Source organism: Ramlibacter albus, from assembly GCF_014297445.1.
GTDB lineage: Bacteria > Pseudomonadota > Gammaproteobacteria > Burkholderiales > Burkholderiaceae_C > Ramlibacter > Ramlibacter albus.
This window is the reverse complement of sequence record NZ_JACORU010000010.1, coordinates 147422-161111: the sequence shown is the minus strand read 5'-3', so window position 1 is coordinate 161111 and position 13690 is coordinate 147422. Positions and strand designations below refer to the sequence as shown.

Annotated in this window: 16 protein-coding genes; 8 read left to right on the top strand and 8 right to left on the bottom strand. The window is 64.8% G+C overall.

The features are described 5' to 3' along the window. Positions 1-23 precede the first annotated feature (23 nt). From amrB to H8R02_RS23110, 5 genes are all read left to right on the top strand, one after another. Entirely contained in the window at positions 24-1397 is a 1374-nt protein-coding gene (amrB, locus tag H8R02_RS23130; protein WP_187083864.1) for an AmmeMemoRadiSam system protein B, read from the top strand. Further along, on the top strand, positions 1394-2461 hold the full coding sequence (gene amrS / locus H8R02_RS23125) for an AmmeMemoRadiSam system radical SAM enzyme (protein WP_187083863.1): 1068 nt from the start codon (positions 1394-1396) through the stop codon (positions 2459-2461). The genes amrB and amrS overlap by 4 nt, the downstream gene beginning before the upstream one ends. Positions 2462-2481: 20 nt before the next feature. Beyond that, positions 2482-3096, top strand: a complete 615-nt coding sequence (locus tag H8R02_RS23120; RefSeq protein WP_187083862.1) for a phosphatase PAP2 family protein — start codon at positions 2482-2484, stop codon at positions 3094-3096. Then, positions 3093-3983: a diacylglycerol/lipid kinase family protein gene (locus H8R02_RS23115; protein WP_187083861.1), complete on the top strand. Its 891-nt coding sequence runs from the start codon at positions 3093-3095 to the stop codon at positions 3981-3983. Before H8R02_RS23120 ends, H8R02_RS23115 begins: the two co-directional genes overlap by 4 nt. A gap of 108 nt (positions 3984-4091) precedes the next feature. Beyond that, complete coding sequence (locus H8R02_RS23110) at positions 4092-6713, top strand: hypothetical protein (RefSeq protein ID WP_187083860.1); 2622 nt, start codon at positions 4092-4094, stop codon at positions 6711-6713. 64 nt (positions 6714-6777) lie between these two features. Here the strand turns inward: H8R02_RS23110 and H8R02_RS23105 are convergent, their stop codons facing one another. Both H8R02_RS23105 and H8R02_RS23100 read right to left on the bottom strand, forming a co-directional pair. After that, positions 6778-7215: a DNA-binding protein gene (locus H8R02_RS23105; protein WP_187083859.1), complete on the bottom strand. Its 438-nt coding sequence runs from the start codon at positions 7213-7215 to the stop codon at positions 6778-6780. Further along, on the bottom strand, positions 7181-7780 hold the full coding sequence (locus tag H8R02_RS23100; protein WP_187083858.1) for a nucleotidyltransferase domain-containing protein: 600 nt from the start codon (positions 7778-7780) through the stop codon (positions 7181-7183). Before H8R02_RS23100 ends, H8R02_RS23105 begins: the two co-directional genes overlap by 35 nt. Positions 7781-7873: 93 nt before the next feature. Between H8R02_RS23100 and H8R02_RS23095 the strand changes: the two genes are divergently transcribed. Together H8R02_RS23095 and H8R02_RS23090 are read left to right on the top strand one after the other, a co-directional pair. Beyond that, positions 7874-8776 carry an SDR family oxidoreductase gene (locus tag H8R02_RS23095; RefSeq protein WP_187083857.1) on the top strand — a complete coding sequence of 301 codons (903 nt, stop codon included), beginning with the start codon at positions 7874-7876 and terminating at the stop codon, positions 8774-8776. A gap of 48 nt (positions 8777-8824) precedes the next feature. Further along, complete coding sequence (locus tag H8R02_RS23090; RefSeq protein WP_187083856.1) at positions 8825-9463, top strand: YitT family protein; 639 nt, start codon at positions 8825-8827, stop codon at positions 9461-9463. Positions 9464-9467: 4 nt separating this feature from the next. Here H8R02_RS23090 and H8R02_RS23085 read toward each other — a convergent pair whose 3' ends face one another. Next, positions 9468-9791, bottom strand: coding sequence for a hypothetical protein (locus H8R02_RS23085; RefSeq protein WP_187083855.1), 324 nt, complete (start codon positions 9789-9791; stop codon positions 9468-9470). 174 nt (positions 9792-9965) lie between these two features. Between H8R02_RS23085 and H8R02_RS23080 the strand changes: the two genes are divergently transcribed. Continuing rightward, positions 9966-10427 carry an RcnB family protein gene (locus H8R02_RS23080; RefSeq protein ID WP_187083854.1) on the top strand — a complete coding sequence of 154 codons (462 nt, stop codon included), beginning with the start codon at positions 9966-9968 and terminating at the stop codon, positions 10425-10427. 6 nt (positions 10428-10433) lie between these two features. Here the strand turns inward: H8R02_RS23080 and H8R02_RS23075 are convergent, their stop codons facing one another. The 5 genes from H8R02_RS23075 to H8R02_RS23055 form a co-directional block, all read right to left on the bottom strand. Next, positions 10434-11348, bottom strand: coding sequence for a DMT family transporter (locus H8R02_RS23075; RefSeq protein WP_187083853.1), 915 nt, complete (start codon positions 11346-11348; stop codon positions 10434-10436). After that, positions 11345-12376, bottom strand: a complete 1032-nt coding sequence (locus tag H8R02_RS23070; RefSeq protein WP_354004967.1) for a potassium channel family protein — start codon at positions 12374-12376, stop codon at positions 11345-11347. Before H8R02_RS23070 ends, H8R02_RS23075 begins: the two co-directional genes overlap by 4 nt. A 51-nt stretch (positions 12377-12427) precedes the next feature. Continuing rightward, positions 12428-12622, bottom strand: a complete 195-nt coding sequence (locus H8R02_RS23065; protein WP_187083852.1) for a DUF3606 domain-containing protein — start codon at positions 12620-12622, stop codon at positions 12428-12430. A 17-nt stretch (positions 12623-12639) separates the two neighbouring features. Further along, a complete protein-coding gene (locus H8R02_RS23060; protein WP_187083851.1) occupies positions 12640-12858 on the bottom strand; it encodes a hypothetical protein in 219 nt (72 codons plus the stop codon). 86 nt (positions 12859-12944) lie between these two features. After that, positions 12945-13631, bottom strand: coding sequence for a haloacid dehalogenase type II (locus H8R02_RS23055; RefSeq protein ID WP_187083850.1), 687 nt, complete (start codon positions 13629-13631; stop codon positions 12945-12947). Positions 13632-13690 lie beyond the last annotated feature (59 nt).

The window sequence follows — 13690 nt, the reverse complement described above, 5'->3', positions numbered from 1 at the left end:
TCTTGGCGCAAGGAACCCACGCGATGGAAGCGAGCACCCAGGTCCGCCCCCAGGCCGTCGCCGGGATGTTCTACCCGGGCGAGCGCGGTGCGCTCGTGCGCACGGTGCAGGCGATGCTCGACGAGGCGCCTGCGGCCGCTGCCGCCAACGGCTGGCCCAAGGCGCTGATCGTTCCGCATGCGGGTTACGTCTACTCCGGCTCCACCGCCGCGGCCGCGTTTGCGCAACTCGCTCCCGGACGCGGCACGATCCGCCGCGTGGTGCTGCTCGGGCCGGTGCATCGCGTGCCGGTGCGCGGGCTCGCGCTTCCCGGTGCCACCGCTTTCGAAACGCCGCTGGGCAACGTGCCGCTCGATGTCGAGGGCATGCGCGCCGTTTCGCAACTGCCGCAGGTGGTGATGAGCCCGCGCGCTCACGCGCACGAGCACTCGCTCGAGGTGCAACTGCCCTTCCTGCAGCAGGTGCTGGGCGACTTCGCGCTGCTGCCGTTCGCCGTGGGTGATGCCACGCGCGAGGAGGTCGCGCAGGTGCTGGAGCAGGTGTGGGGCGGGCCGGAAACGGTCATCGTGATCAGTTCCGACCTGTCGCACTACCACCCGTACGACATGGCGAAGGCGATCGATACCGATACCGTGAGCCGCATGCTCAGGGGCGAGACGACGATCAACCACGAGCAGGCCTGCGGCGCGACGCCGGTCAACGGACTGCTGCTCGCCGCGCCGCGGCATGGGCTGCAATCGCGGCTGGTGGCGCAGTGCAATTCGGGTGATACGGCCGGTGATCGCGGGCGCGTGGTCGGCTACGCGTCGCTTGCGTTCGACGAGAAGCCTTCGTCCGTGGGCGCCGACCTGCCCGAAGACGCCGGCAAGACGCTGCTTCTCCTTGCGCGTGCGGCGATCCGCACGGCGCTCGGCAAGCCGCACGTGGTCATCGCTCGCGGCCCGTGGCTGCGCGAACCGGGCGCCACCTTCGTCACGCTCAAGCAGCAGGGCAATTTGCGCGGTTGCATCGGCGCGCTTCAGGCGCACCGGCCGCTGATCGACGACGTGAAGCACAACGCGGTGGCCGCGGCGCTGCACGACACGCGCTTCTCGCCGGTGACCGCCGAGGAGCTCGACTCGATCTCCGTCGAGGTCTCGCTGCTCTCCCCGCCCGAACCAGTGCACGTGCGCAGCGAGGAGGACGCGCTGCAGCAGCTGCGCCCCGGCATCGACGGCGTCATCCTGCACCGCGGCGCGCGCCGCGCCACCTTCCTGCCGCAGGTGTGGGAGCAGCTCGCCCACCCGCGCCAGTTCCTCGCGCACCTCAAGCAGAAGGCCGGCCTGCCGGCCACGTACTGGGACGACGGCATGCGCATCGAGCGTTACACCGTGCGCAAGTGGTCGGAAGACGAATGAACCATCCCGGCAAGTGGTGGCACGCGCTGCCGGACGGCCGCATCCAGTGCGACCTGTGCCCGCGCGACTGCAAGCTGCACGAGGGCCAGCGCGGCCACTGCTTCGTGCGCCAGCGCGAGGGCGAGCAGATCGTGCTCACCACGTACGGCCGTTCTTCGGGCTTCTGCATCGACCCGGTCGAGAAGAAGCCGCTGAACCATTTCTATCCGGGCAGCAGCATCCTGTCGTTCGGCACCGCCGGCTGCAACCTCGCGTGCAAGTTCTGCCAGAACTGGGACATCAGCAAGGCGAAGGACATGGACCGGCTGATGGACCAGGCCTCGCCCGAGATGATCGCCAAGGCCGCGCAGGCGTGCGGCAGCAAGAGCGTGGCTTTCACGTACAACGACCCCGTGATCTTCGCGGAGTACGCGATGGACACGGCCGATGCGTGCCGTGAGGCGGGCGTGAAGTCGGTGGCCGTGACCGCGGGCTACATCCACCTCGATGCGGCGCGCGAGTTCTACGCCAAGATGGACGCGGCCAACGTCGACCTCAAGGCGTTCACCGAAGAGTTCTATTTTCGCCAGACGGGCGCGCACCTGAAGCCGGTGCTGGACACGCTGGCGTTCATCCAGCACGAGACGGATTGCTGGCTGGAGATCACCACGCTGCTGATCCCGGGGTTGAACGACAGCGCCGAGGAGATCAAGCAGCTGTCGCAATGGTGCTATCGCGAGCTCGGGCCCGACGTGCCGATCCACTTCACCGCGTTCCACCCCGACTTCAAGATGCGCGACATCCCGGCCACGCCGGCTGCCACGCTCGTGCGCGCGCGCGAGGTCGCGATGGGCGAGGGGCTGAACTACGTCTATACGGGTAACGTGCACAATAAGGAAGGCGACACCACCTTCTGCCCGTCGTGCCATGCGTCGCTGATCGAGCGGGACTGGTACCGCATCGATGGGTATCACCTGACTGCCGAGGGCGCGTGCGGCGAGTGCGGGCACGTCGTTGCGGGCCGGTTCGATGCGAAGGCGGGCAACTTCGGCCCGCGCCGCATCCCGGTGCGGCTCGCTGCCTAGTGCGGGAAAAGAATCCCCGCATGACAACGCGCCTGCCGGTGATCGCCGCAGCAGTGCTCTTTGCACTGCTGCTCGCCGACCTGCTGGCCGGTGGCCCTGTCACCATGCAAGTCGATCCCGCGGTTTTGCGCTGGATGACGGAGCACCGCACGGAGGGCCTCACGCTCTTCATGCTGGCCATCTCGGAAGTGCACAGCACCGTCGGCATCGACATCATGCTTGCAATCGCAGCCGTCGCACTCGTGCTGCACCGCCGGCGGTGGCGCCTGGCCCTGTGGCTCGTGGCGAGCGTGCAGGGTGCGATGCTGCTGAACGTCGGCGTCAAGCTGCTGCTGGCGAGGCAGCGCCCCGCCGCAGACAGCGCGCTGGTGCACCTGGCCACCTTCAGTTTCCCGAGCGGGCACGCGGTGGCGTCCACGGTGTGGTGGGGTTGCGTTGCGATCGTGCTGCGCACCGCGCCTGCGCTGCATGGGCGAGCATGGCTGGTCGCCTGGCCGGCCGCCGCCGTGCTCGTGACGTGCCTGTCGCGTGTCTACCTCGGCGCGCACTACCCCTCCGACGTCGTCGCCGGCATGTGCGAAGGCCTGGTGTGGCTTGCATTGTGCGAGCGGGCCCGCGCCCGCTGGGTGGCATGAAGGGTGCCCTCGTCGTCAATGCCGGCGCCGGCAAGGGCGACTGCGAGGCGCTCGCACGCGATGTGCTCGAGCAGCTGGGCTCAGCCGGCATCGACGTCGACCTGGCGCTCGCCGAGAGCGGGGAAGAGGTCGTCGCGGGAGCGAAACGGGCGGTGGCACAGGGCGTCGATTTCGTCGCGGCCGGCGGCGGCGATGGGACGCAGAGTGCGGTGGCGTCCGTGCTCGCGGGGACGGGCATCGCGCAAGGCGTGCTGCCGATGGGCACGCTGAACCACTTCGCGAAGGACCTCGGCATCCCGCTCGACCTGCGCGAAGCCACCGGCGTGATCGTGCGCGGGCACGCGAAGGCGGTGGACGTCGGCGAAGTGAACGGCCGCACGTTCATCAACAATTCGGGACTCGGCCTCTACCCCGACATCGTCCTCGACCGCGAGGCGCAGCGGCGCCGCCTCGGCAAGGGCAAGTGGCGCGCCCTGGCCAGCGCGATCGTGCACGCGGCGCGGCGTTACCCGATGCTGGCGGTGCACGTGCAGGCGCAAGAGCAGCGCATCGTGCGGCACACGCCATTCGTGTTCGTGGGCAACAACGTGTACACCATGGAGGGCTTCGCGATCGGTGAGCGCGCCGTGCTGGACGCCGGCAAGCTCTCGCTCTACATCGCGCAGCAGCCGGGCCGCTTCCGGTTGTTCGTGATGGCGCTCAGCGCGCTGTTCCACCGGCTGGAGCAGGCGCGCGACTTCGATGTCGTCGAGGGCACCGAGTTCGAGATCCATTCGCGTGAGACGCGCATGCGCGTGTCGACCGACGGGGAGGTGGCGAAGATGGAGACGCCGCTGGTGTATCGGGTGCGGCCGCGGGCGCTGCGGGTGCTGGTGGCCGGGGAATGAGCCGTGCCGGCATGCCCAAAAAACCGCTCGATCAATCTTGATGCCAAGCCTGCGTGCGGGTGGGCTAAGTCGACAAACGCCTGAGGCGCTCTCGTAGCCTCAGGCGCAATGCTCCCATTGCAGACGGGCCGTGCGATCGCCGCCGCAGCCCACCGCGCACGGGCCCTGAGCAACACTGCTGCGCCTGATAAATCCCATCCAACTGGGGGAGCAGATTCGACACCTACCTTTTCGCCCGGACTCCACTCTGCCATCATGGAGCTGGGGGTCAACATGATCGAATACTCGGTAGCGCTCAAGAATCTACAAAAACTAGTAGAGGAATTCTCACCGCTTGGCGAATTAAGCAATGAGGCCCAAACGCGATTCTCCTTCATAGATCGCGTTCTCGAAGACTGTCTTGGCTGGGAGCGCACGGAAATCCGGGTCGAAGTGTATGAAGAGAGTGGCCGAACAGACTACGAGTGTGGATTGCCGCGCCAGTTGATCGTCGAAGCGAAGCACGCGAAGGACCCTTTTAAGATCCCACCGCGACGAGCCAAGACTAAGGTCAAACTTGAATCATTGATGGCATTTGATGCAGCTGCTGACGCCGCCATCCGACAAGTACAGCAATACGGAGCAAGTCGAGGAGTAGGACCCGTTGTTGTAGCGAATGGTCCCCAATTCATCATTTTTCTCGCGTCCAACCTAAACGGGAAGTCTCCTCTAAAAGGAGAAGCCCTGGTATTTGACGGCTACGAGGAGATTGTCCTGGGATTCAACGCGATTTACGAAACTCTGAGCAAATTCGGAATTGAGGAACGCCGTTTGGAAGATCAACTCGGCGAAGCAATCCCCTCTACGCTTCCGTCGAAATTGTCTGCCCTGTGTCTGAATTACTTCGAACACAAGTACGCGAGCAGCTTCCAGGAATCATTGAAGAATGCCGCCCAATTGGTTATCGAAGACCTGGGCCGTACCGCCGAAGTGGAAAAGGAATTCCTAGAGCAGTGCTACTGCGAGAGCGGACCACTTACCCAGTATTCCTTAGTCGGGAAAAATTTGGCAGCAGCTCGATATGCGGCGTTGTTCTCGCGATCTGAACTCGGCAGTCGAATCGAACCAGTTAATCCGAAGAAAGGTGGAAAAAGAGGTGCTGAGCCATTTTCGGAGCAAGTACTTCAAGAAGCGTTGGCAAAGCGTCCTGTGGTTCTTGTTGGCGATGTAGGCGTGGGAAAGACAACTTTCCTGAAACATCTCATGCAAGTTAGCGGTAGGGAAGAATTTACAAACGCGATTTCCATCTACTTTGATCTTGGCAACCAAGCAACTTTGAGCAGGACCCCTAAGGATGCCTTTCTCGAGACCGTGCGCGACACATTGCGAGATGGGCTTGGCATGAATCTGTTTGGTATGTCCCTGATGGACGTGATTTACCAACGCGAGCTGAAGGATTTTGATGAGGGCTTTGCCTCGATTCTCAAAGAAACAAACCCCGCACAGTTCACCCAGGAGCGCGTTGCGTTGCTGCGGCGACTTTCCGAGAACACTGAGACCCATCTGCGGCTTTCACTCGCTCATATTTCCCGCGTAAAGAAGCGTCAAGCAATCATCGTTATTGACAATGCGGACCAGCGCAGCTTCGATATTCAACAAGAAGCGTTCCTGATCGCGCAGGAGCTGGCGAGTAGCTGGAATGCGCTGGTGTTCATTGCGCTGAGACCCCAGACTTTTCATGCTTCGAAGCGAAGCGGGACACTTTCAGCATATCCCACCAAGATTTTTGTTATTCCTCCGCCGAAACTCGAGGATGCGATTGAGCTACGTCTGAAGTTTGCCCTGCAGATGGCAGAAGGAAGGATCCCTATTCCGAGTTTTAGCGGGATTACGTTGCATATCGACAGCTTGGCTAAGCTGATTTCCGCCTTGTTGCGATCACTTGCTCGAAATCGAGAGCTTTATGAATTCATCGTCAATGTGAGCGGTGGCAACGTCAGGTTGGCGGTTGAGCTTATCTCAAAGTATTTGGGAAGTCCTAACGTCGAATCAGAGAGGATCGTCAAGCTGATTTCGGACCAAGGCTACTATGACGTGCCTTTGCATGAATTTGCCAAGGCCTCGCTACTTTCGGAATACTCGCACTACCAAGAGGATTCTTCTGTTGCGACTAACGTGTTTTCTGTGTTTTTCCGAGATCGACGCGAGCACTTTTTATCATTGATGTTGCTCGGCTATCTTTCCTGGGAAGGCGCTGAAACGCTGCAGGCTGACGGTTTCATATCTGTGACCACGCTAACTCAGCAAATGCAATCAGCCGGCTTTCATATTGATCAGATCACGTCGCACGTCCAAAAGCTGACGCGGCGAAGGCTTATCGAAACCACCGAGCGAAGATTGCTTGACACGGGCGAGGAGTTGAAAGAACGGCAGCTTCCCGAAGCGTTCCGAATCACTTCAGTCGGGGCGTATCACCTCAAAAAGTGGTGCAGTGACTTTGGGTACCTAGACGCAGTTGTCTTCGATACTCATTTGCTCGACGATGAAATTCGGTCCGAACTTGCGGCCGAAGTGAACGACGATCGCCTTCTCGCGCGGTACCGTCGCGCGTCAAAATTTCGCGAGTATCTGGACGCGACATGGCTTGCATTCTCTCCTCAGCCGTATTTTGATTGGAAGTCAACTCGGGTAGCTTCCCAAAATTCATTCGTGCGAGTTGAGCGGAGGCTGCGGGATCAGGGGCTGCTTTGATTGGGGACTTGGTTTGTGCAGCTCAATTCGCAATCACTAGAATGGGCGGCGCTGTGTGGCCAGTTCAAGTAAGTTCTGGCCGATGCTTGCCGAGCCACTTCGTCACATGTGACATCAAGACCTGAGCACTGGCGAGGCACTCTTGCACAGCCTCGTCCGAGATAAGGTCGCCCGAATAATCAGCCAAGTTGCGCTGCTTGCGCAACGCGTCCAGCACGATCACATCCTCTTTCGGCACGCCAATGGTCAGGGGAAGCGTCTGGATTGCAGTCTGGTGATGGCCCGGCTTGCTCGTGAGCGTCCTGTAGCCGTTCGCGAGCAGAGCCACCATCGCGACTTGCATGATGGCCTTGTAGGAGGCATCGAACCGGTTTTCCGCGCTCAACTCCTCGAGCTGCGCATCGCGAATGTTGCGCCGCGCGGCTTCGAGCAGCTTGCCGATCTGCTCCCTGTCTGTCTCCACCGCCTCAAGGCTGATCCCCAACAAGTTCTTCAAGCTCATCGTCATTCCCAAGGAGGTACAGCTTGGGTTTCGAAAGCACGTCCTTCATGAAAGCCGTGCGACGTTTCGTCCTGAACTCCTGGACGGACAGCACCTGCACATTGATCGGCCTGCCGATCACTTCTTCCGCGGGATGCAACGCGGCGACGACAGACCGGAAGTCGATGTCGCCGACGATCATGACATCGACATCGCTGCCCGCGGTTTCGCGGCCCTGTGCCACCGAGCCGAAGACAAAGGCGAGTTGAAGTCGATCCAGGATCGGCAGGAGAGCATCCTGCAAGACCTCGGTGAGGCCCGAGGTCTTGCGCAGGATCGAAGCCAGCTCGCTGTGGATGGAGGAGCCGGTGTTCGCGGAATAGACCTGCTGGTTACCCCGACGCTCCCGATTGAGCAGACCGGCGTCCGCGAGCTTCGTCAACTCTCGCGTGATCGTCCCTGCCGGCAACCCCGTCCGCCGCGCGATCTCCCGGCCGTGCAGCGCCAGTTCCGGCCGCAACAGCAGCAAGCCGAGAACGCGGCGGCGATACTCGGGGAACAGAAGCGCTGAAGCGGATTGCTGCATTTTTAGCGACGATTGTCGCCTTTTTTGCATCAACCCGCAATCTGCCCGGGCGTGCCTGCTAAAGTCCCCCGCTGTTTGACGGAGAACAGCAGTATGGGACTCGATTTCAAGGGCCGCGTCGCCATCGTCACCGGCGCGGGCGGCGGCCTCGGCCGGCAGCACGCACTGGCGCTCGCCAAGCGCGGCGCGAAAGTGGTAGTCAACGACCTCGGCGGCGACGTGCACGGCGTCGGCGGCTCGGTGTCCGCCGCGCAGAAGGTGGTCGATGAAATCCGCGCCGCAGGCGGCGAAGCCATCGCCAACGGCGCCTCCGTCACCGACTTCGAAGCGGTGCAAGGCATGGTCAAGCAGGCCATGGACACCTGGGGCCGCGTCGACGTGCTGGTCAACAACGCGGGCATCCTGCGCGACAAGAGCTTCGCCAAGATGGAACTGGCGGATTTCCGCCTTGTGCTCGACGTGCACCTGATGGGCGCGGTGCACTGCTGCAAGGCGGTGTGGCCGGTGATGACGCAGCAGAAGTACGGCCGCATCGTGATGACGACCTCGTCCACGGGCCTGTACGGCAACTTCGGCCAGGCGAACTACGGTGCGGCCAAGCTCGCGCTCGTGGGCCTGATGCAGACGCTGGCCATCGAAGGCCAGAAGCACAACATCCATGTGAACGCACTCGCACCGACGGCGGCCACGCGCATGACGCAGGACCTCTTCCCGCCCGACATGCTCGAAGCGTTCGGCCCCGAAGCCGTCGTGCCGGCGATGCTGGTGCTGGCTGCCGAGAACGCCCCCACGCGAACCGTGCTGTGCGCCGGTGCCGGCGCCTTCGAATCCGCCAACATCACGCTCACCAAGGGCGTGTACCTCGGCATCGGCGACGACATCGACGAGCAGCTCGCGGCGCGTCTCGACGAAGTGCGCGACCGCACCGGCGAGACCGTGCCCGGCAGCGGCGCGGAGCAGGGCGCCAACGAGCTGCGCCTCGCGCGCCAACGCTGACGCAGGTCAAGGCCTGACGCAGCAAGGGGCGCTATCGTCGCGCGGACGATGCGCCCCGCTTCCATTCCCGACACGCCCATCCCCGTGCGCCACCGCGCGTACGAGGACCTGCAGGCGCTCGTCACCGGCTCGCTCGTGGCCGCACTGGGCGTGGTGCTGTTCAAGGCGGCAGGCCTGCTGCCCGGCGGCACGATGGGGCTCGCGCTGCTGTTGCACTACACCACCGGCTGGGAGCTTGCGCTCGCGCTGCTCGTCGCCAACGCACCGTTCTACCTGCTCGCGTGCCTGCGCATGGGCCGCGAGTTCACCGTGAAGACGCTGCTCGCCGTCGGCATGACGTCGCTGTTCATCTGGCTGCTGCCGCAAGGCCTGTCGCTCGGCACCGTGAATCCGCTCGCGGGCGCGGTGCTCGGCGGGCTGCTGGTGGGCATGGGCATCCTTGTGCTGTTCCGCCACCACGCGAGCCTGGGCGGCCTGAACGTGCTGGCGCTTTACCTCCAGGAGCGCTTCGGCTGGAAGCCGGGGCTCGTGCAGATGGGGCTCGACGCGCTGATTGTGGTCGGAGGCGGTTTGTGGGCCACGGACGCGACGCGCATGGCTTGCTCGATCCTCGCCGTCGTGGTGCTCAACCTCGTGCTCGCGATCAACCACCGGCCGGACCGCTACCGCGCGATCCTCGGCTCGTGAAAGGTCACAGCGGCCCGGGCATCAGCTTCAGCCCGAGCCACGCAACGCCGATCACGGCGTTGACGGGCACACTCATCGCCCCCGGCACGTAGAAGATGGCGGACATGCCCGGGGCCTGCAGCATCCATTCCAGCGCGCCGCCGATGCCGTAGAGCACCGCGCCGCACCAGAACCATCGTCGCATGTAGGTGGGCAGCCAGCGCGCCTGCTCGCGGTTGTGTCGCCACGCGGCCGCGCGCTCGAACAGGTTGCCGCGGCTGGCGTCCTTGAACAGCCAGCCGAAGAAGAAGTAGCGGTATAGCAGCGTGCTGAATTCCGTCTCTTGCACGTTCGCTCTCCGTGGTTTCCTGCAAGCCAGTGTGACCATTTTTCGGCGGCCGCGCCACCCCGGGCTGTAGGAGAGCTTCGCGTTACACAAGACCACAGCTCGCCGTGCGGCCTTCACCTAGCGGACACGGGGCAGGCGCACCATGGCGTCATCCATGCAAGGGAGAGCAGTACCATGAAAGCATCCAGGTTCACCTGCGGCGTCCTCGCCGCCACGCTGGCCATCGGCTGCGCCGGCGCGTTCGCGCGCGACGGCGACCACGACGGCGACCGCAACTGGGACCACCGCGACAGCGACCGGCGCGGCAGCTGGCAGCAGCGCAACCACCGCCAGTACACCCCGCCGGCCGTCACGTACAGCCAGCCGGCGTACGCGCAGCGCAACTACTACTCGTACTCGCAGCCCGCCTACACCTACAGCCAGCCGGCGTACACCTACTCGGCCCCGCGCTACTGGAGCCGCGGCGACCGGCTGCCCTATGACTGGCGCAGCCGCTATTACGTGGTCAACGACTGGCGTTCGTACAACCTGTATTCGCCCCCGGCCGGCTACGGCTGGGTGCAGGCCGACACGGGCGACTACCTGCTGGTGGCGCTGGCCACCGGCCTCATCGCCAACCTGCTGCTGAACCGCTGACGCGGCTCACAGCTGCAGGCAGAGCGCGCCGATGCCTGCACCGACGAGGAGCAGGCCGGCCGTCTCCGCGCGCGTGAGCTGCTCGCGCATCAACTTGCGCGAGACGAGGTAGCTGAAGACGACCTCCACCATGCCCAGCGTGCGCACGTTGGCGGCGGAGGTGAGGGCGAAGGCCGTGAACCAGCCGATGGAAGCGAGCGCGCCCGCGCATCCCGCGGCAACGGAAACGCGCCATGCGCTTGCCGTGGCACGGAGCGACTCCGGGGACATGATCGCCAGCCAGCCGCCCAGCGCCACCGTCTGCAGCGCCTGCGCGAGCAGCACGCCCCACGCGCCGGTGAGCCAGGGCGAGACGCCCGGCAACTCGAGCGCGGCGCCGCGATACCCCACCGCCGAAAACGCGAACCCCGCGCCGGACGCGAGCCCATACCACGCAGCCGGGCCTGTCCACGAGCGCGGGTCGCTGGTCAGCGCGCCGGGCTTGCTGGGCAGCGACAGCATCACCACCCCCGCGGTGGCGAGCGCGATCGCGAGCAGCGTCACCCACCCCGGCAGCTCGTGCAGGAACAGCGTGGCGAACACGGCGACCTGCAGCGCGTCGGTCTTGGAATACGCCACGCCCACGACGAAGTTGCGCTGCTTCATCGCGGCGAGCATGAAGGCCGTGGCGGCCAGTTGCCCGCTCGCGCCGATCACCAGCCAGAAGAAGTAGCCGCTGCCGAACGGCGGGACCGCCGCCCGGGTCGCCGGCAGCGTGTGGAGGAAGATCACCCACGCGGCCGCGAACGGCAGGCCGTAGAGGAACCGGGCAAGCGTCGCCCCCAGCGTGCCCGCCTGCGCGACCAGCGAGCGCTGCGCCGCGTTGCGCACGGTCTGCGCAAGGGCGGCCCAGAAGACGATGGCAACCCACGCCCAGGTCAAGCCCCCGCCTTGTTCAACAGCTGCTCCAGCCGCGCGCGGCCTGAGGGATGCGTCATCACGACGAGCGCCGCGCCCGGGCGCATCACGTGGTCGTCCTGCGGGTTGAAGACCCACGAGCCGTCGTCGTGCGCGGCCATGACGAGGTAGTCGGCGCTGCGGGGCGCGAGCTCGCCGATCCTGCGGGCGCCGGCGCCGGGCGGCACCACCACCTCTTCGACGCGCAGCCCCTCGTCCGCGCGCAGCATCTGGTCCATGAAGTTCACCACGTGCGGCCGCACCATGGCCGAGGCGATGCGCATGCCGCCCGTGAAGTCCGGCGACACGATCTCGTCCGCGCCGGCCTTGCGGGCCTTGGCCGCGTTGCGCACGTCGTGCAGGCGCGCGACCACGCGGCACTTCGGGTTGAGCAGCTTCACGGACAGGGCGATCATGAGGTTGTGGCTGTCGTCGCCCGTGACGGCGAAGACGCCCGCCGCATTCTCCACGCCCGCGCGGCGCAGGGCATCGTCTTCGGCGGCGTCCCCGCTCACGTAAAGCGTGCCCGGGTGGCGGTCCAGCCAGTCGTTGATCGCGATCGTGTTGCTCTCGATCACGGCGAAGCGCCGCTGCGTCTTCACCAGCTCCTGCGCGACGTTGCTGCCGACGCGGCCGATGCCGCACACGATGTAGTGGCCCTGCAGGCCGGAGATTTCGCGTTCCATGCGGCGCCTCCTGAAGGCATTGTTGATGTCGCTCTCGATGAGCAGCGCGAGGAAGGTGGAGAAGAGGTAGGTCATCGTCACGATGCCCACCAATGCGATGCCGACGGTGAAGAGCCGCCCCCACGGGCTGTGGGTGAGGTCCACCACCTCGCTGTAGCCGATGGTGGCCACGGTGATGAACGTCATGTAGAAGCTGTCCACCCACGTGGCCGCGGGCGCGCCGATGGCGTGGTAGCCGATCGTGCCGACCACGTGCACGGCCACCATCACGGCGGCGCCGGTGACGAGGCCGCGGAAGTGCCTGCTGCGGAAGATCCTGCTGTTCACGATAGTCGGGTGGCTACCCGGCTATTGTGAACTGATGAGCTGGCGGCTGGCTTACCCGGCGGAGGGGCGTTCCGAGACGTGTTTGCCGGCGAGGTGGTCGCGCACGCGCCCGGCCTCGTTGCCGACCGCGGCGACCGCCTCCTTCAGGCGCTGCTCGCTGGTGTTGAAGTAGCGCGCCCACGCACAGCGGGCGTAGTCGTCCATGGGGTCGATGCGGTCTTCGTCGCGTGCAAGTTTCGTCTTCATGTTCATCGTCGTCGCCTTCATTCGGGGCGCAGGCGGATCTTGCCTTCGCGCTTGTAGCGGTTGTATTCGTCGAGGGTGATCGCGGCCGAGCCGGCGTTGCCGTCGTCGTCCGTCCAGCTGAGCGTGGCGCTGTCGTCGGCCAGCTCGATGTCGACGGGGCCGTCGGGGATCTCGAGCATCATGCCGTCGCCGGCCCGGAAGCAGACGTCGCCGCGGATGAGCGCGTGCTGGGTCATGGGGGGCTCCTGTTGTGCAGTTGAGCCCATTGCACCAGCCCGGCCGCAGGCGGTCTGTCAGCCGCCGGAGGACACGCGGGTAGGTCTCAGCAGCCCAATGCCTCAGCTACCGCCACGAGGCTGGCGCAGTGGTAGTCGTTCTCCGGGCGCGGCGAGACGTCTTTCGGGTTCTTCGCGCCGGATTCGAGCGGCCTTTCGACATAGGCTGTCTTGAGGCCGCACTTGCGCGCGCCCGCGAGGTCGTCGTGATGCGCGGCGACCAGCATCACCTCTTCGGGTTTCAAGTCGAACACCTTCGCGACGCCGAGGTAGGTCGCCGGGTCCGGCTTGTACGCGCGGAACACTTCGGCCGACAGCACGCAGTCCCACGGCAGCCCCGCGCGCTTGGCCATGTTCGTCAGCAGCCCGATGTTGCCGTTGGACAGCGTGGTGATGGTGAACTTCTTCTTCAGCCGCGTGAGGCCTTCCACGCTGTCGGGCCAGGGGTCGAGGCGGTGCCACACCTTGTTGAGGTGCCTGCGCTCCTCCTCGCCCAGGTGCGCGAGCCCGAACTGCGGCAGGATCGTGTCAAGGATCATGCGGTGCAGGTCGTCGATGAGCGTCCACCCCAGCTCGCCCGACATCACGCGCGCCATTGCGGGCTTGTAGCCCGCGCGCCATGCGAGCGCGAAGGCGTCGCCGTCCACCTGCGGATGGAGTTGCGCCATCTCGCGCGCGATGCTGCCGTGCCAGTCCACCACGGTACCGAAGATGTCGAAGGCGAGAACTTTCATGAGGTGAGAGTGTAGGGGGCGCTGACGAGCAAACGCCGATCGTGCTGCATCCGTGACAA

Bases quoted from the DNA above. Each gene is read 5' to 3' on its own strand.
- amrB (WP_187083864.1), top strand. From the start codon at position 24: ATGGAAGCGAGCACCCAGGTCCGCCCCCAGGCCGTCGCCGGGATGTTC.
- amrS (WP_187083863.1), top strand. From the start codon at position 1,394: ATGAACCATCCCGGCAAGTGGTGGCACGCGCTGCCGGACGGCCGCATC.
- H8R02_RS23120 (WP_187083862.1), top strand. From the start codon at position 2,482: ATGACAACGCGCCTGCCGGTGATCGCCGCAGCAGTGCTCTTTGCACTG.
- H8R02_RS23115 (WP_187083861.1), top strand. From the start codon at position 3,093: ATGAAGGGTGCCCTCGTCGTCAATGCCGGCGCCGGCAAGGGCGACTGC.
- H8R02_RS23110 (WP_187083860.1), top strand. From the start codon at position 4,092: ATGCTCCCATTGCAGACGGGCCGTGCGATCGCCGCCGCAGCCCACCGC.
- H8R02_RS23105 (WP_187083859.1), bottom strand. From the start codon at position 7,215: ATGAGCTTGAAGAACTTGTTGGGGATCAGCCTTGAGGCGGTGGAGACA.
- H8R02_RS23100 (WP_187083858.1), bottom strand. From the start codon at position 7,780: ATGCAGCAATCCGCTTCAGCGCTTCTGTTCCCCGAGTATCGCCGCCGC.
- H8R02_RS23095 (WP_187083857.1), top strand. From the start codon at position 7,874: ATGGGACTCGATTTCAAGGGCCGCGTCGCCATCGTCACCGGCGCGGGC.
- H8R02_RS23090 (WP_187083856.1), top strand. From the start codon at position 8,825: ATGCGCCCCGCTTCCATTCCCGACACGCCCATCCCCGTGCGCCACCGC.
- H8R02_RS23080 (WP_187083854.1), top strand. From the start codon at position 9,966: ATGAAAGCATCCAGGTTCACCTGCGGCGTCCTCGCCGCCACGCTGGCC.
- H8R02_RS23065 (WP_187083852.1), bottom strand. From the start codon at position 12,622: ATGAAGACGAAACTTGCACGCGACGAAGACCGCATCGACCCCATGGAC.
- H8R02_RS23060 (WP_187083851.1), bottom strand. From the start codon at position 12,858: ATGACCCAGCACGCGCTCATCCGCGGCGACGTCTGCTTCCGGGCCGGC.
- H8R02_RS23055 (WP_187083850.1), bottom strand. From the start codon at position 13,631: ATGAAAGTTCTCGCCTTCGACATCTTCGGTACCGTGGTGGACTGGCAC.